This window comes from Cellulomonas sp. Root485 (assembly GCF_001426705.1).
Lineage (GTDB): Bacteria > Actinomycetota > Actinomycetes > Actinomycetales > Cellulomonadaceae > Cellulomonas.
Window position 1 is genome coordinate 1273081 of sequence record NZ_LMFC01000001.1, and the last position, 22523, is coordinate 1295603.

General features: G+C 74.4%; 23 protein-coding genes. 8 read left to right on the forward strand and 15 right to left on the reverse strand.

The window, feature by feature from the left end; genetic code table 11:
- Positions 1 to 15 precede the first annotated feature (15 nt).
- A complete protein-coding gene (gene galE, locus ASD16_RS05845; protein WP_055914029.1) occupies positions 16 to 993 on the forward strand; it encodes a UDP-glucose 4-epimerase GalE in 978 nt (325 codons plus the stop codon).
- Here galE and ASD16_RS05850 read toward each other — a convergent pair.
- Positions 984 to 1856, reverse strand: coding sequence for a hypothetical protein (locus ASD16_RS05850; RefSeq protein ID WP_055914032.1), 873 nt, complete (start codon positions 1854 to 1856; stop codon positions 984 to 986). The genes galE and ASD16_RS05850 overlap by 10 nt on opposite strands.
- Before the next feature lie 106 nt (positions 1857 to 1962).
- On the opposite strand from ASD16_RS05850, the gene ASD16_RS22170 reads away from it, so the two are divergent.
- From ASD16_RS22170 to ASD16_RS05870, 4 genes are read left to right on the forward strand one after another with little or no spacing between them, the layout of a single operon-like run.
- Positions 1963 to 3210, forward strand: a complete 1248-nt coding sequence (locus ASD16_RS22170; RefSeq protein ID WP_055914036.1) for a hypothetical protein — start codon at positions 1963 to 1965, stop codon at positions 3208 to 3210.
- Positions 3207 to 3983, forward strand: coding sequence for a glycosyltransferase family 2 protein (locus ASD16_RS21350; RefSeq protein ID WP_235523124.1), 777 nt, complete (start codon positions 3207 to 3209; stop codon positions 3981 to 3983). The genes ASD16_RS22170 and ASD16_RS21350 overlap by 4 nt, the downstream gene beginning before the upstream one ends.
- Complete coding sequence (locus ASD16_RS05865; protein WP_055914039.1) at positions 3980 to 4828, forward strand: ChbG/HpnK family deacetylase; 849 nt, start codon at positions 3980 to 3982, stop codon at positions 4826 to 4828. The genes ASD16_RS21350 and ASD16_RS05865 overlap by 4 nt, the downstream gene beginning before the upstream one ends.
- Positions 4825 to 5508, forward strand: a complete 684-nt coding sequence (locus ASD16_RS05870) for a bifunctional 2-polyprenyl-6-hydroxyphenol methylase/3-demethylubiquinol 3-O-methyltransferase UbiG (RefSeq protein WP_055914042.1) — start codon at positions 4825 to 4827, stop codon at positions 5506 to 5508. Before ASD16_RS05865 ends, ASD16_RS05870 begins: the two co-directional genes overlap by 4 nt.
- 6 nt (positions 5509 to 5514) lie before the next feature.
- Here the strand turns inward: ASD16_RS05870 and ASD16_RS05875 are convergent, their stop codons facing one another.
- Positions 5515 to 6735, reverse strand: a complete 1221-nt coding sequence (locus ASD16_RS05875; protein ID WP_157453798.1) for a hypothetical protein — start codon at positions 6733 to 6735, stop codon at positions 5515 to 5517.
- A gap of 97 nt (positions 6736 to 6832) precedes the next feature.
- Here ASD16_RS05875 and ASD16_RS05880 point away from each other — a divergent pair, with 97 nt between their 5' ends.
- Entirely contained in the window at positions 6833 to 7264 is a 432-nt protein-coding gene (locus tag ASD16_RS05880; protein WP_157453799.1) for a hypothetical protein, read from the forward strand.
- Between the two features lie 64 nt (positions 7265 to 7328).
- Here ASD16_RS05880 and ASD16_RS05885 read toward each other — a convergent pair whose 3' ends face one another.
- Positions 7329 to 8072 carry a hypothetical protein gene (locus ASD16_RS05885; RefSeq protein ID WP_055914051.1) on the reverse strand — a complete coding sequence of 248 codons (744 nt, stop codon included), beginning with the start codon at positions 8070 to 8072 and terminating at the stop codon, positions 7329 to 7331.
- Between the two features lie 211 nt (positions 8073 to 8283).
- Between ASD16_RS05885 and ASD16_RS05890 the strand changes: the two genes are divergently transcribed.
- Positions 8284 to 11211: a BTAD domain-containing putative transcriptional regulator gene (locus ASD16_RS05890; RefSeq protein ID WP_055914054.1), complete on the forward strand. Its 2928-nt coding sequence runs from the start codon at positions 8284 to 8286 to the stop codon at positions 11209 to 11211.
- Here the strand turns inward: ASD16_RS05890 and ASD16_RS05895 are convergent.
- Genes ASD16_RS05895 through ASD16_RS21680 form a run of 8 tightly spaced genes read right to left on the reverse strand, consistent with a single transcriptional unit; the run spans position 11165 to position 17872 of the window.
- Positions 11165 to 11716 carry a hypothetical protein gene (locus ASD16_RS05895; RefSeq protein WP_055914057.1) on the reverse strand — a complete coding sequence of 184 codons (552 nt, stop codon included), beginning with the start codon at positions 11714 to 11716 and terminating at the stop codon, positions 11165 to 11167. The genes ASD16_RS05890 and ASD16_RS05895 overlap by 47 nt on opposite strands.
- A complete protein-coding gene (locus ASD16_RS05900) occupies positions 11713 to 13680 on the reverse strand; it encodes a putative baseplate assembly protein (protein WP_055914059.1) in 1968 nt (655 codons plus the stop codon). Before ASD16_RS05900 ends, ASD16_RS05895 begins: the two co-directional genes overlap by 4 nt.
- Positions 13677 to 14096: a GPW/gp25 family protein gene (locus ASD16_RS05905; protein WP_055914063.1), complete on the reverse strand. Its 420-nt coding sequence runs from the start codon at positions 14094 to 14096 to the stop codon at positions 13677 to 13679. The genes ASD16_RS05900 and ASD16_RS05905 overlap by 4 nt, the downstream gene beginning before the upstream one ends.
- A 20-nt stretch (positions 14097 to 14116) precedes the next feature.
- On the reverse strand, positions 14117 to 14509 hold the full coding sequence (locus tag ASD16_RS05910) for a PAAR domain-containing protein (protein WP_055914066.1): 393 nt from the start codon (positions 14507 to 14509) through the stop codon (positions 14117 to 14119).
- Between the two features lie 16 nt (positions 14510 to 14525).
- Positions 14526 to 16244, reverse strand: coding sequence for a VgrG-related protein (locus ASD16_RS05915; protein WP_055914069.1), 1719 nt, complete (start codon positions 16242 to 16244; stop codon positions 14526 to 14528).
- A complete protein-coding gene (locus ASD16_RS05920; RefSeq protein WP_055914072.1) occupies positions 16241 to 16921 on the reverse strand; it encodes a LysM peptidoglycan-binding domain-containing protein in 681 nt (226 codons plus the stop codon). Before ASD16_RS05920 ends, ASD16_RS05915 begins: the two co-directional genes overlap by 4 nt.
- A complete protein-coding gene (locus tag ASD16_RS05925; protein ID WP_055914075.1) occupies positions 16918 to 17352 on the reverse strand; it encodes a phage tail protein in 435 nt (144 codons plus the stop codon). The genes ASD16_RS05920 and ASD16_RS05925 overlap by 4 nt, the downstream gene beginning before the upstream one ends.
- A 13-nt stretch (positions 17353 to 17365) precedes the next feature.
- Entirely contained in the window at positions 17366 to 17872 is a 507-nt protein-coding gene (locus ASD16_RS21680) for a hypothetical protein (protein WP_157453800.1), read from the reverse strand.
- Positions 17873 to 18092: 220 nt separating this feature from the next.
- On the opposite strand from ASD16_RS21680, the gene ASD16_RS05935 reads away from it, so the two are divergent.
- Positions 18093 to 19850, forward strand: a complete 1758-nt coding sequence (locus ASD16_RS05935; RefSeq protein ID WP_157453801.1) for a hypothetical protein — start codon at positions 18093 to 18095, stop codon at positions 19848 to 19850.
- Positions 19851 to 19920: 70 nt separating this feature from the next.
- Here the strand turns inward: ASD16_RS05935 and ASD16_RS05940 are convergent, their stop codons facing one another.
- The 4 genes from ASD16_RS05940 to ASD16_RS05955 are packed head-to-tail and all read right to left on the reverse strand — an operon-like array spanning position 19921 to position 22522.
- The gene (locus ASD16_RS05940; RefSeq protein ID WP_055914083.1) at positions 19921 to 20148 is read right to left on the reverse strand and encodes a hypothetical protein; all 228 of its coding nucleotides are present in this window, start codon (positions 20146 to 20148) and stop codon (positions 19921 to 19923) included.
- Entirely contained in the window at positions 20085 to 20486 is a 402-nt protein-coding gene (locus ASD16_RS05945) for a hypothetical protein (protein ID WP_055914086.1), read from the reverse strand. Before ASD16_RS05945 ends, ASD16_RS05940 begins: the two co-directional genes overlap by 64 nt.
- Before the next feature lie 7 nt (positions 20487 to 20493).
- Positions 20494 to 20934 carry a phage tail protein gene (locus ASD16_RS05950; protein WP_055914089.1) on the reverse strand — a complete coding sequence of 147 codons (441 nt, stop codon included), beginning with the start codon at positions 20932 to 20934 and terminating at the stop codon, positions 20494 to 20496.
- Positions 20935 to 20956: 22 nt separating this feature from the next.
- The gene (locus tag ASD16_RS05955) at positions 20957 to 22522 is read right to left on the reverse strand and encodes a phage tail sheath subtilisin-like domain-containing protein (protein WP_235523125.1); all 1566 of its coding nucleotides are present in this window, start codon (positions 22520 to 22522) and stop codon (positions 20957 to 20959) included.
- Position 22523: the final 1 nt, after the last annotated feature.

A 22523-nucleotide genomic window follows, 5' to 3' on the forward strand; every position in this document is an offset into this window, starting at 1 on the left:
GCTACTGTCCAGCCCGTGACCGTGCTCGTGACCGGGGGAGCCGGGTACATCGGGGCCCATGTGGTCCGTCTGCTGCAGTCCACCGGCCGTGACGTCCTCGTCGTCGACGACCTCAGCACCGGGTCCGCCGACCGGATCGGCGGTGCGCCGCTCGTGCAGCTCGACCTGGCGGACCCGTCGAGCGTCGACCCGCTCACGGAGGCGTGCCGTGAGAGCGGTGTCACGTCGGTGATCCACCTGGCGGCGCGCAAGCGCGTCGACGAGTCGGTCACCCGGCCGCTCTGGTACGTCACGCAGAACGTCGGCGGGCTGGCGAACGTCCTGCGCGCGACCCAGGCCGCGCAGGTGGGCACGTTCCTCTTCTCGTCGTCCGCCGCCGTGTACGGGTCCTGCGGCGGTGCACCGGTGAGCGAGGACGACGCCACCCGGCCGGTGAACCCGTACGGGCGCAGCAAGCTGGCCGGGGAGATGCTGCTGCGCGACGTCGTCCGGTCCAGCGCCCTGCGCGCCGTCTCGCTGCGGTACTTCAACATCGCCGGTGCCGGCTGGCCGGAGCTCGGGGACACCGGGGTGACGAACCTCGTGACGCAGACGCTCGACCGGCTGACCCGTGGTGCGCTACCCGAGGTCTACGGCACCGACTACGCGACGCCCGACGGCAGCTGTGTGCGCGACTACCTGCACGTCGTCGACCTCGCGCAGGCGCACCTCGCCGTGCTCGACCGGCTCGAGGCGGGACACCTGCCGCGGGACGTCTACAACGTGGGGACGGGTCGGGGGGCGTCCGTGCTGGAGGTCATGGCCCTGCTCGGCCAGGTCACCGGCCTGGACGCGGTACCCGACGCCGCGCCCCGCCGCGCCGGCGACCCGGCGTCGGTCGTCGCGGCGGTCGACCGCATCCGTGACGACGTCGGCTGGGAGGCTCGGTACGGGATGCCCGAGCTGCTCGCCAGCGCGTGGGCCGCGTGGGGAGCCGGACGCCCTCAGGCGTGAGCGGCCCGAGGGTCGGGCGAATCGAGCTCGGCCTGGTCCGAGCCCGGTGCCCCGAACCGTGCCACGACGAGCGCCCCTGCCAGGACGAGCGCGAACGCTGCGACCGACGCGGGTCCCGCACCACCGGCCGGTCGGTCACCCGCCAGGGCGATGCCCAGCCCGGCGCCGACGACGGTCTCGGTGCCGACCATGAGGGCCGTGACGGGAACCACCGCCGCGCGGCGCAGCGCGAGCGCCGACACGGCCAGCCCGAGGGCGCCGCAGAGGCCCGCGCACCAGGCGACGGGGTCCGTGAGCACCTCGACGGGGGCCGAGACGTCGACCGTGTGCGCGCCGAGCGCGAGCACCCCGAACGCCGCACCCGCCAGAGCGGCCAGGACGAGACCACGCCACCGCGTCGGCGGCCCGAGGGCGAGCGTGGCGGCGAGCGCCGCGATCGTCGCCGTGGCACCGACGACGACCCACGTGGTGCCCGCGGTGGGCGTGACCGTGGTCTGCGGGGAGACCGCGAGCGCGAGCACGACCAGTCCGACCGCGATGCTGCCCAGCCCCAGCCAGTCGCTCCACCGCAGCCGGGCGCCGAGCACGAGCACCGACAGGACCGCGGCGACCGCGAGGCTCGACGCGCGACCCGCCTGGACGGCGAACACGGGCAGCGTGCGCAGGGCGACGAACGAGAGACCGAAGCCGAGCGCGACCAGCGCGAGCGCGAGCAGGTAGAGCGGGCTGCGCGCCAGACCGCCGACGAGTGCGGCGTCGAGCCGGACGTCCGCGGGGAGCCGTCGTGCGGCGACGGCCTGGAGCACGATCGCCGTCCCCGAGCACAGGGCAGCCACCCCGACGCACACCAGTGCGAGCCCCACTGCTGATCTCCTGTCCCGTCCTGTGCGCCGATGCCACGCGACGTGCCCGAGGCACCCTATGCTCCACGCTGACGTCGTGGGGCACGATCCATCGCAGGGAGCACAGGTGCAGCGCGCGCACGACGAGGTGACAGGGGCCGTGGTCCGCGAGGAGTCGAACGGTCCGCTGCGCCTGCCCGTCGTCGCGCTGGCGTTCGTCGCCGTGTCGGTCGCCCTCTCGGTCCTGCTCGCGCTGACCAACGCCCACCGGGGCGCGCCGCCGTCCGTGCCCCTCCAGCGCGGTCCGGACTGGCTCGACGGGTGGTTCCAGGGTGATGCCGGCTGGTACTGGTCGATCGCGACCGACGGCTACTTCTACGCACCGGGGTCCCAGTCGTCGATCGCGTTCTTCCCGGTCTACCCCTTGGGCGTGCGCGGGCTCGGCGAGGTGCTCGGGGACGTCCAGCTGGCCGGCTCCCTGCTCGGCGTGCTCGCCGGGCTCGCCGCAGTCCTGCTGTTCGCCCGCTGGGTGTGGCAGCGGCTGCCCCGGCGGTCCGCGGTCCTGGCGATCACGGTCCTGCTGGTCTACCCGTACTCGTTCTTCCTCTACGGCGCCATGTACGCCGACTCGCTGTTCCTGCTCTGCGCGATCGGCGCGTTCGTCCTGCTGGAGCGTCGCTGGTACCTCGCTGCGGGCCTGGTCGGTGCGCTGGCGACGGCCGGGCGACCGGTCGGGGTCGCGGTCGTCGCCGGGCTCGTCGTCCGGACGATCGAGATGCTCGCGGAGGCCCGTCGTGCACCGGCGGCCGACGGGGCCCCTGCCGTCGGCACGGTCGGCTGGCGCGACCTCGTCCCCGCCGTCAGGGACGTGCGCCTCCGCCATCTCGGCGTGCTCACCGCGGTGCTCGGGATCGTCGCGTGGTGCGTGTATCTCGGTCTCGCGTTCGGTCACCCGCTCGCGTGGATCGAGGTGGAGTCGGCCCCCGGCTGGAACCAGGGCGTCGGACCCCGCACATGGTTCAAGGTCGTCTACGCGGGCACGCTGCTCCGGGGCCCGTGGGACGTGGCCGCCCTCCTCACCCTCCAGGCCGTCGCCTGCCTGTGCGCGGTGCTCCTGCTGCGCAGGGTGTGGCGGCTGTTCGGGTGGGGCTACCTCGTGTTCGCGGTGGTCGTCCTGGTGATCCCGCTGATCGGCACCAAGGACTTCATGGGCACCGGGCGGTACGTGCTCGTGGCCTTCCCGGTCATCGCCGCGGCCGGCGACTTCCTCGCCGGTGTCCGGCATCGTTGGGTTCGCGGCGCCGTCCTGGGCGTCTGTGCGGTGCTCCTGCTCGTCCTCACCTACCTCTACGGCAGATCGGTACCGGTCTCGTGACGGTCGTTCCCCAGACCCCTGAACCCTTCAAGAAGCTCTCGATCTTCTTCCCGATGTGGAACGAGGAGCTGTACATCCACCGCGCCGTCGGCGCGGCCCGCACGGTGTGCGAGGACCTGGTGACGGAGGGGCGGATCCTCGACTACGAGCTCATCGTCGTCGACGACGCGTCGACCGACGCGACCCCCGAGCTCGCGGACGCGATGGCCGCCGCGGACCCGCACGTCCGCGTGGTGCACCACGACGTCAACCGCAAGCTCGGCGGCTCCCTGAAGACGGGGTTCTCCGCGGCGACGGGCGACGTCGTCCTCTACACCGACGCCGACCTGCCGTTCGAGATGACCGAGGTGGCTCGCGCGCTGCGCGTGCTGCAGATGTACGAGGTGGACCTGGTCAGCGCCTACCGCCTGGACCGCACCGGCGAGGGGCCGCGCCGGGCGATCTACTCGTTCTTCTACAACGGTCTGGTCCAGCTGGCGTTCGGCACCCGGATCAGGGACATCAACTTCGCGTTCAAGCTGTGCCGGCGCCGGGTCCTGGACCACGTGACGCTCAAGAGCGAGGGCTCGTTCATCGACGCCGAGCTCGTCATCCGTGCGCAGCGGTCCGGCTTCCAGATCCTGCAGATCGGCGTCGACTACTTCCCCCGCACCCGCGGCGTCTCGACGCTGTCCTCCTTCGGCGTCATCCGGACGATGGTGGGGGAGATGCTCCGGCTGCGCAGCGAGCTCAAGCACGTCGTCCCGGTGACCGGGTCCACAGGATCGTCGTGACCCGGCTGCTGATCGTCACGGCCGACGACCTGGGGCTGACCCGGGGCGTCAACGCGGCGGTGCGCCGGGCGCACGAGGACGGGATCGTCACCGCGACGTCCCTGCTGGCGGTCGGCCGGGAGTTCGACGACGCCGCGGCGATGCTGCGCGACCTGCCCACCCTCGAGCTGGGCGCCCACCTCGCGCTCGTCGGCGAGGACCCGCCGCTCCTGTCCGCACGAGAGATCCCGACGCTCGTCGACGCCCGGGGAGCATTCCCGCTGAGCTACCGCACGGTCGTGCGACGCGGCCTGGCCGGGCGCCTCGATCCCGACGACGTGCGCCGCGAGCTCTCTGCGCAGCTGCAGCGCGTGCTCGGCGTGGGGGTCCCCCTGACGCACCTGGACACGCATCAGCACACCCACCTGTGGCCCACCGTGGCGACGGTGGTCGCGGAGCTGGCCCGCGAGGCGGGTGTGCCCGCCGTCCGGCTCCCGGGCAGCCACTCCCACGCTCCGGTCGGGCTGGGGGTCCGGTTCCTGTCCCGTCGCACGCGGTCGGCGCTGCGTGCCGCCGGTCGCGCCACGACGCAGGACTACGCGGGCCTCGACGAGGCCGGTCACCTGGATGCGGACCGGTTCCGGCAGACGCTGCAGCGCGCTGCCCGACGGGGACCACGGACGCTGGAGATCAACACGCACCCGGCGCTCGCCGGGGACGCGGACCTGCGCCGGTTCACCTGGGACTACCAGTGGGCCGACGAGCTCGCCATGCTCCTCGACCCGGCGGTGCGTGACGAGATCGCGGCCGCGGGCTTCACCCTGGGCGGGTTCGCCGCCCTCACCACCTCGGACGGTGCCGCATGACGACGACCACCCGCCGCCGGCCCGACACGGCCGGGCGCGCCGCCCTCGCCCTCTACCGGTCGGCACCCGCGGGAACGCGCGCGCACGTGGCGGTCCGCTGGTTCAGCGCGCCGTTCCCCGCGATCGCCGCGGCCCTGCCGCCCGGTGGCCGGCTGCTGGAGATCGGCTGCGGCCACGGCCTGTTCAGCGCCTACGCCGCGCTGCTCGACCCGACGCGCGAGGTCCTGGGCGTGGACATCGACGCCGACAAGATCGACGCCGCGCAGGTGGCGGCCCGAGCGGTCGAGCACCTCGAGATCCGGGTGGCGCCCGACGGTGCGGTCCCGGACGGGCCCTGGGACGTCGTGGTGTTCGTCGACGTCCTCTACCTGCTGCCGGCCGACGAGCAGCGGCGTCTGCTGGCCGAGGCCGTGGGCCGGCTGGCTCCCGGAGGACGCGTCGTCGTCAAGGAGATGGGCACCCGGCCGCGGTGGAAGGTCCGCTGGAACACCCTCCAGGAGACCCTGTCGGTCAAGGTCCTGCGCATCACGGAGGGCTCGTCGTTCGACTTCGTGGACCCGGTCACGATGGGTGGCTGGCTGACGGAGCTCGGCCTGGAGGTCGAGCTGCACCGGCTGGACGCCCGCCGGGTGCACCCGCACCACCTGCTCGTCGCACGTCGGACGGACGTCCCGGTCTGACGTCGGTCAGGGGACCGGGACGTCGAGCCCCGGTGCACCGCGCTGCATGAGCTGCACCTCGTTGAACGCGACGTGCCGGACCTCGGGCGGGTCCGGGGTCTCGTGCACGCTCACGACGACGACGCGGACCTCGGAGACGTCGGTGGCGTCGAGGTCGAACGGCTGCAGGTCCGGCGAGTCCGTGAGGGTGAAGGACGCGCACTCGTCGGCGCCGTCGCCCCAGCTCACGTCCACCACACGCGGCAGGTCCTGCGTCGCACGGTCGGGGCTGGTCTCCGGCAGGCCTGCGCTGAACGCGATCCGGTCCACGTCGGCCGGCTCCGGCAGGGTGAGGACCAGGGTGTCCGTGCCCCCGGGGCGGCGGCACTTCGGGCCTGCATCCGACGGTGGCGTCCAGACGCCCGCCCAGGCGCGACCGGTCATCTCGTCGACCGCGTACTTCGGGTCGAAGCCCGGCTCGGGCGGCGTCGGCGGGTCGGTCGTGGCCGTGACGTCGGCGATCGCGCTGTACCCGCGCGGGTCGAGCGCGGTGACCTGCTCGACCACCTGCTTCTCGAGCTGGGCGGTGCTCGGCAGGACGAAGACCGCGGTGATGCCGAGCGCGGCCAGCACCGCCGTGACCTCGGCGAGGTGCACCTGCGCCGACCGGGCCTGGTCGTAGCGGACCCGGACCCCGTTGTTCGCGGTACGCATCCGTCGCCAGAACCCACGTCCCCGCCGGAACCCGCCGAGCCACCGGCGGTACCACGGCTCGCGCGGCGGCTCGGGGTCGACGTCCGGTGCCGCCGCCCGGACCAGTGTCGCTCCGCACCGGCAGAAGCGCCGCGACACCGGGATCGCGCGCCCGCACGACGGGCACCGGGTCGCGTCCTCGAAGCTCTGCCAGGCGTCCGCGGGTGGGGGTTGCTCGGGTGCGGACGAGCGGTCGTCCGCCGGACCGGAGTACGCACCGGCGTCCGTCGGGAGCACCGCGTCGAACGCGTTCGGCGGGGCCGGCGTCCCCGCCGGGTGGTCCGGGTCCGTCGGCGCCCGGGGGGCGATCCGCGCCTCGCCCGCGGCGACCCGCACGCCGATCGTGCGCTCGGGGGCCTCCCGGGCGGCTGCCCGCTCCGGCGGCCGTGTCTCGGTGGGGGTCAGGACGACGGGGACCGGTCGCACCGAGGTCGGCGGGCGGCGGTCCGCCGGCGGCGGCGGGTCAGGTGGGGGCGTCGCACTGTCGGCTGTCACCGCAGGACCGGCCGTCGGCGGTGTGGCCGTCGCCGGTGAGGTCGTCGCGGCAGCGGCTGGTGCGGACGCGGACGGTGCGGACGCGGACGGTGCTGGCGTGACGCGGGTCGGTGTGGTCGTCGGGACCGGGACCGGGGGCGGGACGACGGGCGCGGGTCGTCCGGACGGAGCGGCCGGGACGGCGACGGGCGTGACCGGTTGCCGGGATCCCGGGCCGCCGGATGTGCGGACCGTGATCGGCGCGGGTGCCCGGGGTGCGCCCGGTGCGACCGCGGGGGTGCCCGGCGACGTCGGCGTGAGCGGTTCGCGCGTGCTCGCCGGCGGGGGAGTCGGCGGCACCGGGTGGGTGGGCGGGCCCGGGCGGGCCGGTGGCACGACGGGCGTCGGAGGAACCGGGCGAGCGGGTGGCACGGGGGGAGTGGGTGGCGGCGCGACGTCGTCCTGCGTCGCGGTGGGCGGCTCGGCGTCCTCGGGGGCGAGCGCAGGAGCCGGCGTGGGCACCGGGGCGGTCGCCGACCAGCCGAGGTAGGTCCGGCACGTCTCGCACAGGAGGGTGCCGTCGGGATTCTCGTGGTGGCACCGCGCGCAGACGATCATGACGCCTCCCCGGTGGACGACAGGGACGCGGCGAGCTCCAGGTCGAGCCGGTAGGGGTCGACGCCGGCCGCGGGGTCCGAGCCCAGCAGGTCGAGCTCCCCGGGGTCGGGCAGACCGACCAGCAGCGCGACGGCGTCCACCTGGGTGCCCGACGAGTCGATCGCGAGGACCAGCAGCGGCTCCCCGGGTGGGTCACCGGGCGAGCCGGCGACGATCCCGAGCACCGCGCCCGCCACGACGGGCTCCTCGTCGTCGACCACCCACGCCACGGTGGAGCCGCCCAGCAGGACGAACGCGCTGCCGTCCGGGGCGTGCAGCTCGACGGCCCCGGCTGTGATCTGCGCCGGGGCGCGCCGGACGGTGCCCGCCGTCACCGCGAACACCGGGGCCGCCGGGGTGGCGAGCAGCGCGGCCATGAGCGGGTCGCTCGGGTGCGGTCGCGGCAGGGCGCCGCCGGGGACGGGCTGGAAGCGTCGACCGACCACGACGGGGTCGACCGGACCGGACCGGACCGGACGCGGCGCCGCCACGGGTCGCAGGGGCCGCTCGGGGACGGCCAGGAGATCGGTCTCTGCCGGGCTCTCGGGCTCCGGTCGGTGCTGCGGGGTGGGCCGCTCGAGCGCCGGGTCGGGCGAGACGTCGGGCCGCTCGGGAGCGGGCTGCGGCCGGGCGGCCGCAGCCCGCTCACGGGGAGCACTCGGCTCGCGGATCGGCGTGGTCGGCCCCGCCTGGAACTCCATGTCGGCGGGCGCGAGCAGGTCCGCGAGCTCGTCGTCCAGGGCAGGATCGGGCGCGTCCGCGGACCCGCCCCCAGGTTCCGTGACCGTACGACCTCACCCCCCACGCATCGACGCCGGATTTACACCCTTTCGGATGAATCGCCCGACGGCTAGGGTCAGCGTACGCGACGGTCTTGCGGGGGCAGAGTGACGACGTCGAGCCAGGTGTGCTGTGTCGGGGGCTGAAGGGCACCCGACCGTCCTGCGGTCGCGCACCCGGCGCCCGGCGCCTCGCGGGCTGCCGCGCGACCGGCTCCTGGACCCGGTCGTCGGACCGGGCGCGCAACCCCTGGTCAGCGTCGTGGCGGCCGCCGGGTGCGGCAAGACGACGTTCCTGTCGCACGTCGCCGCCCGCGAGACCTGCCCGGTCGCGTGGCTCACGCTCGACGGGGCCCTCGGCAGCACCGCCGCGGTCCTCGCACACCTCCAGGTCGCCTGCGCGGACCTGGCACCGGCGGTGGCGGATCTCGACCCGTGGGCGACCACCGAGGACGCCCTGGCAGCGCTCGAGACCGTGCTCGCGGCGCCGGCGCTGCTCGTCCTCGACGAGCTGCAGTCGATCGACGGCAGTGCTGCCGCCGACGTCGTCGAAGGCCTGCTGCTCCACCAGCCCGTGCACCTGCGCGTCGCCCTGGGATCACGGACGGCGACGTCGACCGCGCTCACGCGGCACCTCGCCGGGACGGCGACCGTGCTGGGCGCCGAGGACCTGCGGTTCCGGACCTGGGAGGTCGAGGAGCTGTTCCGGACGTGCCACGGCACCCGGCTCCGGGCCGACGAGGTCGCTGACCTCGCGCACCGGACCGGTGGCTGGGCTGCCGGGCTGGAGCTCTTCCACCTGGCCACGCACGGGCGCCCGCCGTCGAGCCGGGCACGACTTCTCGGCGTCGGAGGCGGGCAGCTGTCGAGCGACTACCTCGCCCGGCACGTGCTCGACCAGGTGCCGGCGCCGCTGCGGGACTTCCTCGTGCGGACCGCCGTGCTGTCCACCCTGACCGCGGCACGGTGCGACGAGCTGCTGGGCAGCTCCGACGCCGCCGCGCTGCTCGAGCAGGCCCACCGGCTCGGGCTGCTGAGCGCCGTGGCCGATGCGGAGACCACCGTCTACGGCTGCCACGAGGTGATGCGCGCGCACCTGCTCGACGTGCTCGTGGGTCGGGACGGAGGTGCCCGCGCCCGGGAGCTGCACCAGCGGGGCGCCCAGCTGGCGCTGCGCGAGGGGGACTTCGACGCGGCGCTGCGCTCGTCGTGCCGCGCGCACGACTGGGACGCGGCGCAACGGGTCCTCGCCATCGGCGGGGGTGAGCTGGCCGAGCGGCCCGGCTCGTGGATCGACGAGCTACCGCCGTCGATCAGGGACACCGACCCGTGGGTGGCGCTCGCGCTCGCGCGCCGGCTCGTGGTGGACGGTGCGCTCGACCAGGCGCTCGAGGCGTACCGGCTGGCCGGCACCCGGGTGGAGACCCTGACCGGGAGGACGCTCGCCGCCCACGAGCTGCGGATGGTGCAGAGCTGGCTGAACCCGCCGCTCGGCGCCGTCTCCGACTGGGTGGCGCTGACCCGTGACGCGTTCGTCTCCCCTCGGCGTCAGCTCGCGGAGGCGCGTCCGGCGGACGCACCGCGTCGGCTCGCGCACGCCGTCGCCCAGCTGACCTCGGGTGACCTCGCGGCAGCGGCGCGGGAGTTCTCCGCCGTCTCCGAGCTGCCGACGCTGCCGACGGCCCTGGAGGCGGTCGCCCTGCTCGGCGAGGCCGCCAGCCTGTCCCTGTCCTTCCGTCCGGAGGCTGCCGAGAGCCGCGAGCGAGCCGCCGTCGCCGCGAAGATGCTCGGCGCGCCTGCCCTGGAACGGATCGCCGACGGGCTCGACCTCGCGTGCCGGCCCGAGACTGCGCGCGAGGCCCTGCGCCACCTGCGGGACCGGTGCGCCGCCATCGGCGACCGGTGGGGTGCGGCGCTCCTCGGGCTGTTCGGGGCCGTGGCGGGACTCCCCGCCGGGATGCTCACCGCCGACGAGCACCGGGACCTCGCGGCGGAGCTGACCGGGCTCGGCGCGCCCGCGCTCGCCACGTGGTGCACGACCATGGCTGCGGTCGAGGACGCGCGTGCGGGGCGCTGGAACTCGGCAGGTCCGGCCGCGACGGCCGACGTCGAGCGCGTCGCCGCCGGCGTCGGGCCCCTCCCGCACACCCTCGCCCTCCTGGCTGCAGGCACCGGGCAGGGACGGGTCCGCGCGGCACGGCTGGCCCGCACCAGCGGCGCGACGACGTGGACGAGCCTCGTGCTGCGAGGTCTGCGCCAGACACCCGTGAGCGTCGCGACCGAGGCACCACCCGCGCTCGACGTGCGCTGCATCGGCGGCTTCACGGTGCTGCGCGACGGCGCACCCGTCGCGCTCGACGCGCTGCGCCCGCAGCACCAGTCGCTCCTGCGGGCGCTCGCCCTGCACGCACCGCTGCCCGTGCACCGCGAACGGCTCCTGGAGTGGTTCTGGGAGGGTCGGGACCCCGAGCGCGCGCAGCACAGCCTCCAGGTCGCGATCAGCGCGCTGCGCGGGCTGCTCGACCGGCCGACCGCGACCCCGGCCACGTCGGTCGTGCGCCGGACCGGCGGCGGGTACGCGCTGCACCTCGGGGCCGCGGACCGCCATGACGTGCGCCGCGTCGAGCGGCACCTGGCCGCGGGACGGTCGGCGCTCGAGCGCGGGGACGTCGAGGGCGGCCGGCGCAGCCTGGCGGCGGGGGTCGGGGAGCTCACGGCCGACGTCCTGCCCGACGACGGACCGGCCGAGTGGGTCACCGGTGAGCGGGACGAGGTGCGCGGCTCGGTCGTGCGGGCGTGCCAGACGCTCGCCGACCTGTGCACGGCGGCAGGCGACGGACCGGCCGCCATCCACGTCACCCGCCACGCGCTCGCGCTCGACCGCTACCAGGACGGCCTGTGGCGCCGCCTGATCGACGCGCTCACGTCCGACGGTCAGCCCGCCGCCGCGGCCGCCGCCCGCCGGGAGTACGCGCAGGTGCTCGCCGAGCTCGGCGTGCCGGTCCCGCTGCCTGTCACCCGGGTGCTCGCCGGACCGCTGCCGGCACGTGTGCGGGCCTGACGTCGTCCACCACGAACCGCACGAGGTCCAGCACGGCGTCCGGGTCGGGCTCGTCCGCCGAGATCCGCACGTCGACCTCCAGCAGCGGCGCCGACCGGCCCGGGAACGCCCCCTGCGGCCGCTTGCTCCACGACACTCCGCCCGAGTCCCGCACGTCCGGATCCAGACCCGTGCACGCCCGCACGGCCGCGGTCACCCCGTCGAGCGTCCCCCGACCGACCAGGGCGCGGCGCAGGTCGCCGAGGTGCCGGCGCAGGTGGTCGGCGTCCCGGCGCGCAGCGATCGCGGGGGAGAGCCACGATGCCACCCACCGGACGAAGTCGTCGGGCGCGTACCGCGGGTCGAGGTAGGCGTCGAGGTCGTCCAGGGTGGCGCCCACGGACCCGATGACGTCGTCGAACGCGGCGATCAGGCCCGTGGTGAAGTCGCTGCCCAGGAAGGCCTCCGGCAGACCCTCGACCAGCGAGGTCGACGGTGGCGCCAGACCCCCCGTCGCGCCCCTCACCCCGCACCGCCCTGCACCACGATGCTGTGCTCCACGCTGAGCACCACGTGCGTGTCCCCGAGGTCGACCCGGTCCTGCGGTGCGGAGATCGACCGGTCCAGCGGGTTCGCCCGGAAGAGGACGACGTCCTCGACGTAGTCGAGACCGGGCACCCGGCCGAGGACCCCGTGCACCTCGCCCGGCTGCACCGGCCGGCCAAGGGGCCACCCCGTCCCGTCGGGACCCCCGGCCAACGGGTGGAAGTAGCGGTACAGCGCTGCGAGGGCGTCCCGCTCCACCTGCGCCGGGTCGGCCTCGGGACGGGCCCGCACCCGCGCGTCGACCCGGATCCCCACGTAGCTGGGGGGCTCGACGCTCAGGCGCACCCCGACCACGCGCGTCGCGTCCAGCGCGGCCAGGACGCGCTCGCGGGCACCGTCCGGGAGCTGGAGGTCACGCAGCGAGATGCGGCCGTCCTGCCCGGGGGCGCCCGGGATCGCGAGGATGCGCACCGACCCGGCGTCCGGGCCGTCCGTCACCGGCACGCAGTGCACGCGCGCCAGCTCGGGTGCGGCCTCGTGCACGACCGCGACGTAGTCCTCGACGGTCACCGCCCGCCCCCGGCCGCGCAGCTCCAGCGGCCCGCGGGTCCGGGCGTTGTCGACGTCCTCGCCGTCCACCCCACCGGCGGCGGCGCGCCGGTTGTAGACCGCGGCGACGTAGGGGATCGAGGAGCGCAGCACCGAGACCGACCGGGCGGCGACGTTCCCGCGTGCACCTCCGCCCGTCCGGTAGCCGCGCACCCGCAGCGCGGCCCCGCGCGCGGGGATCGCACCGAACCGCCGCTCGGAGCCGTCCTCCAGTCGCACCGAGGGTCCGAACCGGATCTCTCCGGTGGTCGGGTCCACCGTCACGTGCCGGTCCGTCGGCCCGCTCGCCCCGAAGTCCTCGACCGCCGTCCACTCCTCCCAGGTCGCCGGCCCGATGCCGTCCTCCGGCGGGATGCCGACCTCGAGCACCAGGGGGTCCTCGCGGTCCAGGACGACCGGCGGGTAGGCCAGGTGCAGGACCTGGCCCGCGGTGCCGTCGGACGTGCCGAGCGCCTCCTCGCGGACCTGCTCGGCGTTCGTCGCCTCGACGTCGCCACCGATCGTGGCGGCAGTCACGGACACCAGCAGCGGGGACGAGCGGTACTGCCGGGCGGCCCTGACCACCCGGCAGCGGATCCAGGCCGCCTCGACGCCGTTGACCACCGACTCGTCGTGACCGTCGGGCACGTGCAGCTCGATGGCCCCGGAGACGTTCAGGCCCAGCGTGTCGTCGCGCTCGACCTCGCACGGCTCCCACCCGGACGGCGTCCACGCCTCCCAGACCAGCGGCGGCCGCCGGGGGTCGATCCCGTACCCGCCGAGCGAGCAGACCGCCTGGACCAGCAGCAGCGACGACCGCGCCGGCTGGTCCAGGCCCAGGTACAGCGCGTCGTCCACGACCGGGGTCGAGCTGAACGCCGGGAAACCGTCGCCGAGCCCGAGCACGCCCGTGCGGTCCGCGGTGTCCCCGTCGGCGGAGACGGTGAGCACGGTGCGCGACGCCGACGGCGGGATGTCGAGCCCGTGCAGCGTGGTGAAGCCGAGGGACTCCTGGGAGATGGAGCGCCGGGTGGAGACCGCGGTGCCGGCGGGGATGTGGACGACGTCGTCGTGGTGCGACGACAGCCGGAACGAGATCTCCGTCCGGGCCGCGTGCGGCGGGAACAGCTTCACGCCGACCAGCTCGAGGAACTTCACGTACAGCCGGTCCGGGACCCGGTTCACGCGGTACAGCAGGATGTCCGTCATCCAGGCGAACGTCTCGATGAGCGTGATGCCCGGGTCGGAGACGTTGTGGTTGGTCCACTCCGGGCACCGCAGCTGCAGGTTCCGCTTCGCCTCGTCGACGAGCTCCTGGAACGTGCGGTCGTCCAGGCGGGGCGTGGGCAGCGTCATGCGCGCACCTCGGACCGGTCGGCGGGGATCACGTAGAACGGGAAGACGAGGTTGCGGCGGTCGTTGGTGGACCGCACGGTGTAGCCGATGTCGATCCAGAGCGTCGACGGGTCCTCGGCGTCGGTCGTGATGTCGACCTGCTCGACCGTCACGCGCGGCTCCCACCGGGCGAGCGCGGTCTGCACCTCGGCGGCGATGAGGCCCGCGGTCGTGGCGTCGCCCGACGCGAACACGAACTGGCGCAGCCGCGCACCGAACTCCGGCCGCATCGGGCGTTCGCCCGGGTTCGTCGCCAGCACCAGGTACATGGCCTGCTCGAGCTCGGTGGTACCGCGCACCAGGGCGACCGCGCCGGTCTGGTCGGTGGTCAGGGGCCAGTGCCAGCCGGCACCGACGAAGCTGTTGGCGTCGCTCATCGGTCCTCCTCCCGTACGCCTCATGAGCCGATCAGGACCGTCGCGCCCGTGCCGACGACCGCAGCCGTCGGGGCGATGCACGCCGTCACCGTGCACCCCGTGTACGCCGCGTCCTTCCCGTCGAACTGCACCGTGCTGCTGCCGACCACGACCTTGGCCTCCTGCGTGGTCGGGACCAGCTTCGGGTCGCTCGGGTGCAGGCCGACGTGCGGCGGCACGTTGTACCCGCTGCTGCCCTTGACCGCGGCTGGCTTGCCGCCGATCAGCACCGTCGTCGACAGGCCCAGGGTCAGCGGTGCGGAGATCGGCAGCGGCGCGGGCGCGGGCATGGGGGCGCCGACCGGGGACGGGACGAGGTGCCCGACGCACATCCCCATCACCTTGTCGCCCATGACGACTGCTGGTGCACCCACGCTGCCCCTCCTCGGACTAGTTCAGCTTGATCGTCGAGCCCTTGATGGTCACCGTGCTGCTGCTCTCGAGCGTCAGCCCGGAGGAACCCTTGATCGTCGCGGAGCCCTGCGCCTCGACCTTCAGGTCTCCCTGCGTGGTCACCTCGGCGTTGCCCTTCGCGTCCACCTTCACGTCGCCCTCGGTGGTGATGGTGATCGAACCGTCCGACGTGGCCAGGACGACGCTCGCCTTGTCGTCGCCCGTGCGCAGCTCCAGGGTCTCCTCACCGGCCTTGTCGGACATGAGCAGCTCGTGCCCGCTGCGGCTGCGCCACACCCGCGTCGCGACGGCACCGTCCGAGCCGACCGCGTCGTCCTTCGGTGGGGCGTCGACCCCGTTGTACAGACCGCCCAGCACGTACGGCCGTCGGCTGTCGCCGTGCTCGAAGCCGACGAGCACCTCGTCGTCCACCTCGGGCAGCAGCTGCAGGCCGCGGTCGGCGCCTGCGCCGAGCTGAAGGACCCGGACCCAGTCGGTCTCGTAGTCCTCGTCGAGCCACGGGAACTTCACCTTGACCCGGCAGCGCTTCTCCGGGTCGGTCGCGTTGGTGACCAGCGCGACCACCAGTCCGCCCGGTCCGGGGCGGTGCTCTGCGGCGCCGCGCACGAGGCCCAGCACGGAGCGGTCGTGCGAGCCGCTGGCGGTGAAGTACGTGCGATAGCTGCGGTCGTCCCACACGTGCTTCGCGCGCGTGAGCGTCACCTTGCCGTCGAACCGGCCGCCCGTCTGACCCAGGCTCACCGCCGCGCCGGCGACCAGGTGCGGGTCGCCGTCCGCGACCCCCTCGGCGAAGACGTTCGTGCTGCCCAGGTGCTCCGCGCGCGCTGCGGCCACGGCGTCGCACTCCGCCTGCTGCCCGAGCGGCAGGTCGACCGTGACCCCGCGCGGGCTGCCGAACAGCTGCGCGACCGACGCGGGCGTGTCCCGCAGGCTCGCCGTCCCGGTCGTGGCGTCCGTGGTGGCGACGAGCGCCTGCTTCGTGGACGTGTCCCAGCCGCGGACCTCCACCTGGGACACCTGCTGGGCGGCCGTCACGCGGACCGTCAGGCGCTGCAGGTTCTTGCCGGGCACCAGCTGCAGCCGGTCCGCCGAGTCGTACGCGCCGGGCGCGGGGGCCTCCGACGCCGGGGTGGGTGCCCGGAAGTGCAGCGTCGAGCCGGACACGACGACGACGCAACCGACCTCCCGGCCGCGCCGCTCGAGGAACTCGATGTGGGTCTCGTTGACCTGCGAGACGTGCTCGTGCAGCACCGACGTCGTCGCGACGTCGCCCGCCGTCAGGCCGACGTCCCGGGCGATCTGCTTGGCGATGTCGCCGTCAGTCATGTTCTGGAAGCTCGTGGTGTGCAACCCGTTGTACAGGCCGTAGGAGCGGTCGTAGGCCGTGACCGTCGTGTACCCGCCGCGGTCGTCGTAGTCGAAGCCGATCGCGTAGACGACGCCGTCGAACAGCGTGTCGCCCGAGTTCTCCCCGACGCGGCCCGCCGTGATCGTCAGCTCCGCGGCGAGGTCGAGGTCGCTGTCCGCCAGCAGCTCGCGCGTCGGGTCGTCGATCACCAGCCGGCACGAGTCCGGGCCGTCGGCGTCCGTGTCGACGATGGTCGTGCGCAGCGCCGCCGCGATCCGCTCGGGCAGCTCGGCGGAACCGACCTTGACCACGGGCCGCGCGCCGACGCTCGTCGCGACCGGGCTCATCGCACACCCGCCGCGAGCTCGGACACGTCCGGCAGGAGCAGCTCGCGGCCGGGCCGCAGCCGGGTCGGGTCGTCGATGCCGTTGAGCTCCGCGATCGCCCGCCACGCACCCGCGTCGCCGAACGTGGAGTGGGCGACCGAGTGCAGGCTCTCCTCGCGGCGCAGCACGTGCCGACGGCGCGACGACTCCGAGCCCGAGGTCGGGTTGGTGCCCTTGGGCTCGACGGCGGCCGACTTGAGCGTCAGGTCGATCGTGGCGCGCAGCGGGAGCCCGTTGCGGTCGAACATCTCGCAGGTGACCTTGAGGTTCTCCAGGTAGCCGACGAGGGTCGTCTCCTTGTTGATCGACAGGACGCCCCACGTGAAGATCAGCTTGGGCGGGCCGCTGCCCGGCTGCGACACGTCGGCGACGGTCGTCCACGACACCAGCTGGTCGATCTCCGGCTGGATCCCGGTCGACCCGCCCTTGCCCACCTTGTCGAGGAACACCTGCAGCGTCATCGACGTCGGACCCGCACCCGTGAACTGCACCGGGGGGTCGTTCGCCTGGTTGGGGCTGCGGTTGTACTGGACGGCGCGCGTGAAGCTGATCGTCGTCGGGTTGAAGTGGAAGACGAGCTTCTTGCTGGTGTCGTCCTTCTCGGCCAGGACGGCCAGCGCCCGCTCGGCCCCGGTCACGACTCCTTCCATCCGTCGTGGGCGAACTCGAACACCTCGGTGGCCACCTTGCCGCCCTCGGCCGCGAAGCTCGGACCCTTGTAGCTGACGGGCCAGACACCGTCGAACTCCCACGTGATGACGGTGACGCGGTTGTCGTTCATCGCCATGATCGCGGCCGTGTGCGCCTTGGTCGCCTGTCCCTTGGCGACCTCCCGGAACCACTCACCCAGCGCGCGCGTCCGCATCTCCACCGGGCGGGTCAGCTTGATCGTCCCGTAGGACAGGCGTCCGGGCAGGCGGTGCACGAACCCGTTCTCGCCACCCTCGGCGTACGTCTTGACCTCGTACTGCGCACTGAGCCCGTCGATCGCCGTGAACGAGCCGATGTCGTGGCCGTCGATGGTCACGTCGAACCGCATGGTGTTGACGGGGTTGATGTCGTTGGTCATCGCGGTCGCCTCCTCACGCGTCCGGCCACGTGCCGCGACGCTCGCGCTCGAGCATCAGGTCGGTCCGCAGACGCAGCTCGAGGCGTTCCCAGAGCTCGTCCGCCAGGGCACCGAGGTCCTGCGCCGGCGGGGCGGCCGGCCCTGCGGCGACCACCTCGGCCGGCTGCTGCTCCGTGGTCTCCGGCGCCCGCTCGGCCACGGCCGTCGCGGCCCGGGCGACCGGGGCGGCCGGCGCCTGCCCCGGCGCCGCGAACCGGACCTCGGTGGGGTCGACCCGGCGGGCGATCCCCGCGGCGACGGCGACCGCGCCGGCGTCGAACGGGTCGGGCGCGGCGGCCTCGGTCGGCTCGGACACCTGCGTGCGGGCGATGGCGTCCGCGGGAACGGCCGGGGCGATCAGCCTGGTCACGGCGGGCTCGGCCGAGGCCGCGGGCGCGCTGCCGTCCGGTGCGGCCGGGGGCCAGCCGAGCCCGAGGGGGGCGCGACGCACGCCCGCCGGCCGGTCGGCGAGCGGCGCCACGGACAGGACCCGCCCGTCGGACGTGGGCGACCGGTAGGTGGCCGGCCCAGGGCGCGCGGAAGGGTCCTGCGCGGGGCGGGCGGGGGGCGCCTCTGCGGATCGAGCGACGCCCGCGTCGACCGAGCGGGTGGCCGGCGTCGACGGATCTGGGGTTGCCGCACGTGTCGGGGCGACGGAGAGGGTCCGGGCACTCGGCGCGCGGGCGACGGCGACGGACGGCGTGGGTGCCTCGGCGGTGGGCGCCGCGACGGCGCGCGAGACCCGTGCAGGGGAGCCGGTGGCGGGAGCGGCGGCACGCGGCACGGGCGTGGCGGAGCCGGTGGTCGGTGCGGCTGATCGTTCGGCGCGCGTCGTGGGGAGCGGCGGTGCGGCAGACCGGGCGACGTGCGTGGTCGTTGCCGCACCCGGCGCGACCGAGCGGTCGACGCCGGGCGCCGGTCCGGGAGACCGCCGGACGGGTGCGCTCGCCCGGGCGACCGGGGTCGACGACAGTCCTGCCGGTGACGCGGGCTGTGCAGAGGGCGCGTCGACGGAGCGCGGGACCCGGACCGACGGCGGGGTGCTTGCCCGCTCCGTGACGAGGCGCCGCACGGGCGTGACCGGCCGCGAGCTCGTCCGGTCGGCGGCGCCCGGCGACGCCACCCCGGGGACCGGGCTCGACGACGTCGGCGTGGACCGGGCGGCGGCGCGGGCGGTCGTCGGCGGGTGCGGCGCCGTCGCTCGGGCGACCGGGGTCTGCGACGGTCCCGGGAAACCCGTGACCGGGGTGGACGACACGCCCGTCGCGCCGTGTCCGCCGGGGGACGAAGACGCCGGTCGCTCTGCGCGCGATCCGGGTGAGGGCGTGCCGCTCACGGCCCGCGCCACCGACGAGGTGCCTGGGCCGGGGGAGGCAGCGACGGCCGGCGGCGTGGTACCGGCCGTCGCGGACGGGGACTCCGTGACGCGGTGGACCGGAGGCTGCAGGCCGGCGCGGACCGGTCGGCCGGGGGTCGAGGGTGCGACGGGCGCCCGCAGGACCGCGTCGGGGTGCGCAGGTCCCGGCGCGCGCGAGGAGGGCTCCGGCGCACGGGCGACGACCGGGTCGGACGAGGAGACCGTCGACGCGGGACCGCCCGTGGTGGAGCGGTGGATCCCCGTGGGGGCCGGCGCGGCCGCCTTCGAGGGTTCGGCCGGGGCCACGGTGCGCGCGGCGACCGGGTCCGGGTGCGCAGCGGGTGGGCCGGCCAGGGACCGGGCGGAACCCGTGGACGAGGACGGCGCGCGGCGGACCGGCACCGACGACGGCGGGGCCGCCGCGCGCGCGACGGACGACGGCGGTGCGGACGACGGCCGTGCGGACGACGACGCGACGGACGACGACGCGACGGACGACGACGGTGCGGACGAGGAGGGTGCCGCCGACCGCGGTGCGGATGCCTGCGGTGCCGATGGCGGCGCGGCCGACGACCGCTTCGCCGACGACGTCGTCGAGACCGACCGCGCTGCTGGTGACGGCGCGGCGGACGGTCGGGGCACCGACGACGGTGCCGTGGACGACCGTGCGGCACGCGTCCCGCCCGACGGTGAGCTGGACGGGGTGGCGAGGTGCGTGCTCCCTGCCGACGCCGAGCGCGCCACCACCGGCAGGACCGGCGGCGACGCGACGGCGTCGAAGGAGGACGGCCCGCCGTCGACCACCGTCGTCGCCCGCCCGACCACCGGCTCCTCAGGAGCGGCCGACCGACGCCGCCGGCCGACGAGCCCGCGGCGAGGGACCGCGGTGGGTTGCGGGGCGGCCACGGCCGGGACGGCGGCGTGCGAGACGAGCCCGTCGACGTGCCCCCCGGGGTGTCGGGCCAGGGCGTGCTCGGGTGCCCGCAGGACCACGGGGGAGTCCTGCCGGGTGCCCAGCCCACGGCTGAAGTCCGCGCTGCGCGCGACCGGCTGCAACGCGAGAGCGCGCGGGACGAGCGCCGGCACCGCGTCCCACGAGTGACGACGCGGGGCGGTGGGGGGCGGCGCAGCAGGTGGGGCTGCGGTGGCCCGCGCGGCGAACGGCCATCGCCTCACGGCTCCTCCTCCTCAGCCTCGGCCTCGTCGACGATCCGGTGCGCGTACGCCAGGAAGTGGGCCCGGTCGGGGTGCTCCAGGTCGAGGAGCGTGTCGAGGGGCCAGTGCAGGACGGCTGCCAGGTACGCGACCTCGTCCAGCAGGTCAGCGGTCGCGTACGTCAGGATTCCCCCGGCGGACCACCCGCCAGGTCGACGGCGAACTCCTCGTGGCAGGAGGGGCACGTCACGGACGCCGTGGTGTGGCCCTCGGAGTTGATCCGGCGGTAGAGGTCCTGCAGGAACGCGAGGTCCGGTGTGAAGAGGTTCTCCACGACCGCGGGCGTGATCGACGTGATGTCGCCGAGGTGCGTGATCGTCCGGGCCAGGAGCAGCACGGTCAGGTACGCCTCGTTGTCGCGCACGCGGGGGTCGCGCAGCGGGACGATCTCGTCGCGCGCCCGGGCCAGGCGCATCGCGCCCGACCGGTGCACCCGGCCCTCGTCGTCCTCGTACCCGATGGGCAGCTCGAAGCTGAACTCGGTCTGGAGGGCCGCGGGAGCTGCTGGGGTCGTCGTGCTCACGCGAGCCTCACGCCACCGCGAGGCCTTCGTGGACGAGCGTGACCTCTTCCACGGTGACCTCGGAGCCACCCGCCTGCAGCGAGCCGATGCTGATCTTCGACGGCCAGGCGTTGGTGATGTTGAAGCGCATCTTCTCGCCGCGCTCGTAGTCGTAGAGCACGATCGCGGCGCCTCGGCGGGCCTTGTCGATCTTGCCCTCCTGGACCTCCTTGACCCAGGCCCACCACCCCTTGTCGGTGGTCATGCCGCGCTTGAGCGTGATGTCGCTGAACTTCTGGGCGGCAGGCAGCTTCTTCATCACCGGGATGCCCTTGGGCTTGTTCTCCTGGTGCTCGATCACGGAGACCTCGATGCTCAGGCCCGAGACCTCCTTGAACTGCGCGAGCGTGATGCCGTCGACCTCGATCTGCCAGGCGTAGTTCGCGAGTGCGTCCTCACCGATGGGCATGATGTTGTCCCTCCCTACCTGGCTACTCTTGGACCGCGCCGCCGGTCGGCAGCTGGCTCACCCGGAACACGACGAACTCGGCCGGCTTCACAGGTGCGATGCCGATCTCGATGACGACGTACCCGGCGTCCACGACGTCCGGCGGGTTCGTCTCCTCGTCGCACTTCACGTAGAACGCCTGGTCGGGGGTCGCGCCGAACAGGGCACCGTCACGCCACAGCCCGAGCAGGAACCCGTTGACCGTGCGCTTGATCCGCTGCCACAGGTCCAGGTCGTTCGGCTCGAACACGGCCCACTGGGTCCCGCGGAGCACCGACGACTCGATGTAGTTGAAGAGCCGCCGGACGTTGATGTAGCGCCAGGTCGTGTCGTCGGACAGCGTCCGCGCCCCCCACACCGTGATGCCGCGCCCCGGGAACGCCCGGATCACGTTGATGCCCGCGGGGTTGAGGTCGTCGTGCTCGACGCGCGTGATGTTGAGCTCGACGTCCAGCGCACCCGCGACGACCTCGTTGGCGGGAGCCTTGTGGACGCCCCGGGTGTCGTCGTTGCGGCCCCAGATGCCCGCGAGGGCGCCGCTCGGCGGGAACAGCCGGGCGCGGCCGGCCAGCGGGTCCCAGAAGGAGAGCCACGGCCAGTACGTCGTCGCGTAGGCCGACGAGAACCGCGTCTTCTCCTTGACCCACTCCAGCACCTGCTGGGCGTTCAGGCCGCGCGGCGTGTCCAGGATGGCGACCCGGTCCTTCTGCGTCTCGCAGTGCGTGATGAGCGCGCTCTGGACGGCCTTGAAGCCGTCGGCGTCGATCTGGCCGGCCTCGTACGCGGCCACGAGGTCCGGGACGGCGACGATCGTCACGTCGTCGAGGGCCTCGAGCCCGGCGATCCCGGATCGGGCGGTGACGTCCCCGAGGTAGTCGTCCGGGGTCAGCCGGGCCGGCAGCGACGCGCCGCCCGAGAGCACGAGGGCTCCCGAGGTGGGGACGCGCTCGACGATCGAGGAGCCACCGAGCTCGCTGATCTGCACGAGAGCCGACTCGGCCAGCGCGGTCACCACGTTGTTGCTGCCCTTGCGCGGGGTCACCCCCTCGTACCGTTCGACGACGTCGCCGCGCTGCACGACGAGCGTGAAGACCTCCTCGGCCGGCGGTGCCTGCTCGCCCTCCGGCGGCGGCTCCTGCTCGTGCTTCGGCTCGACGGTCACCGTGATCGTGTCACCGGCCCCGCCCGGCTCCTTCGCCTCGACGCGGTAGACGCCCTGACCTGCCTTCAGGGCGCTGGTCAGCTCGGCGCTCGCGCGGGCACCCTCGTCGGAGCTGAGCGACCCGATGCGTGTGATGTACGCCGAGCCACCACCGTTGTTGAAGTACTGGTAGACGGCGTTCGGCAGATAGGCCCCCTCGACCCACATGCCGAACGTGGCGGTGTACTGGCCCCAGTTGGCGACCTTGATCGCCTGGTCGTACGGCCCGTCGGCGGTGATGCCGACGAATGCCGCGATGGCCGTCCCGACCCCCTCGATGGGGCGCGAGCCGGCCGGCAGCTCCTGGATGTAGACACCGGGCGACCGGATGCTGCTCAGCGTGGCCATG

What these genes read in the sequence shown, in the direction of transcription:
- ASD16_RS05885 (WP_055914051.1), bottom strand. Translation starts at nt 8,072, where the DNA reads ATGGAGTTCCAGGCGGGGCCGACCACGCCGATCCGCGAGCCGAGTGCT.
- ASD16_RS05955 (WP_235523125.1), bottom strand. Translation starts at nt 22,522, where the DNA reads ATGGCCACGCTGAGCAGCATCCGGTCGCCCGGTGTCTACATCCAGGAG.
- ASD16_RS05915 (WP_055914069.1), bottom strand. Translation starts at nt 16,244, where the DNA reads ATGAGCCCGGTCGCGACGAGCGTCGGCGCGCGGCCCGTGGTCAAGGTC.
- ASD16_RS05870 (WP_055914042.1), top strand. Translation starts at nt 4,825, where the DNA reads ATGACGACGACCACCCGCCGCCGGCCCGACACGGCCGGGCGCGCCGCC.
- ASD16_RS05950 (WP_055914089.1), bottom strand. Translation starts at nt 20,934, where the DNA reads ATGCCCATCGGTGAGGACGCACTCGCGAACTACGCCTGGCAGATCGAG.
- ASD16_RS05925 (WP_055914075.1), bottom strand. Translation starts at nt 17,352, where the DNA reads ATGACCAACGACATCAACCCCGTCAACACCATGCGGTTCGACGTGACC.
- ASD16_RS05905 (WP_055914063.1), bottom strand. Translation starts at nt 14,096, where the DNA reads ATGAGCGACGCCAACAGCTTCGTCGGTGCCGGCTGGCACTGGCCCCTG.
- ASD16_RS05900 (WP_055914059.1), bottom strand. Translation starts at nt 13,680, where the DNA reads ATGACGCTGCCCACGCCCCGCCTGGACGACCGCACGTTCCAGGAGCTC.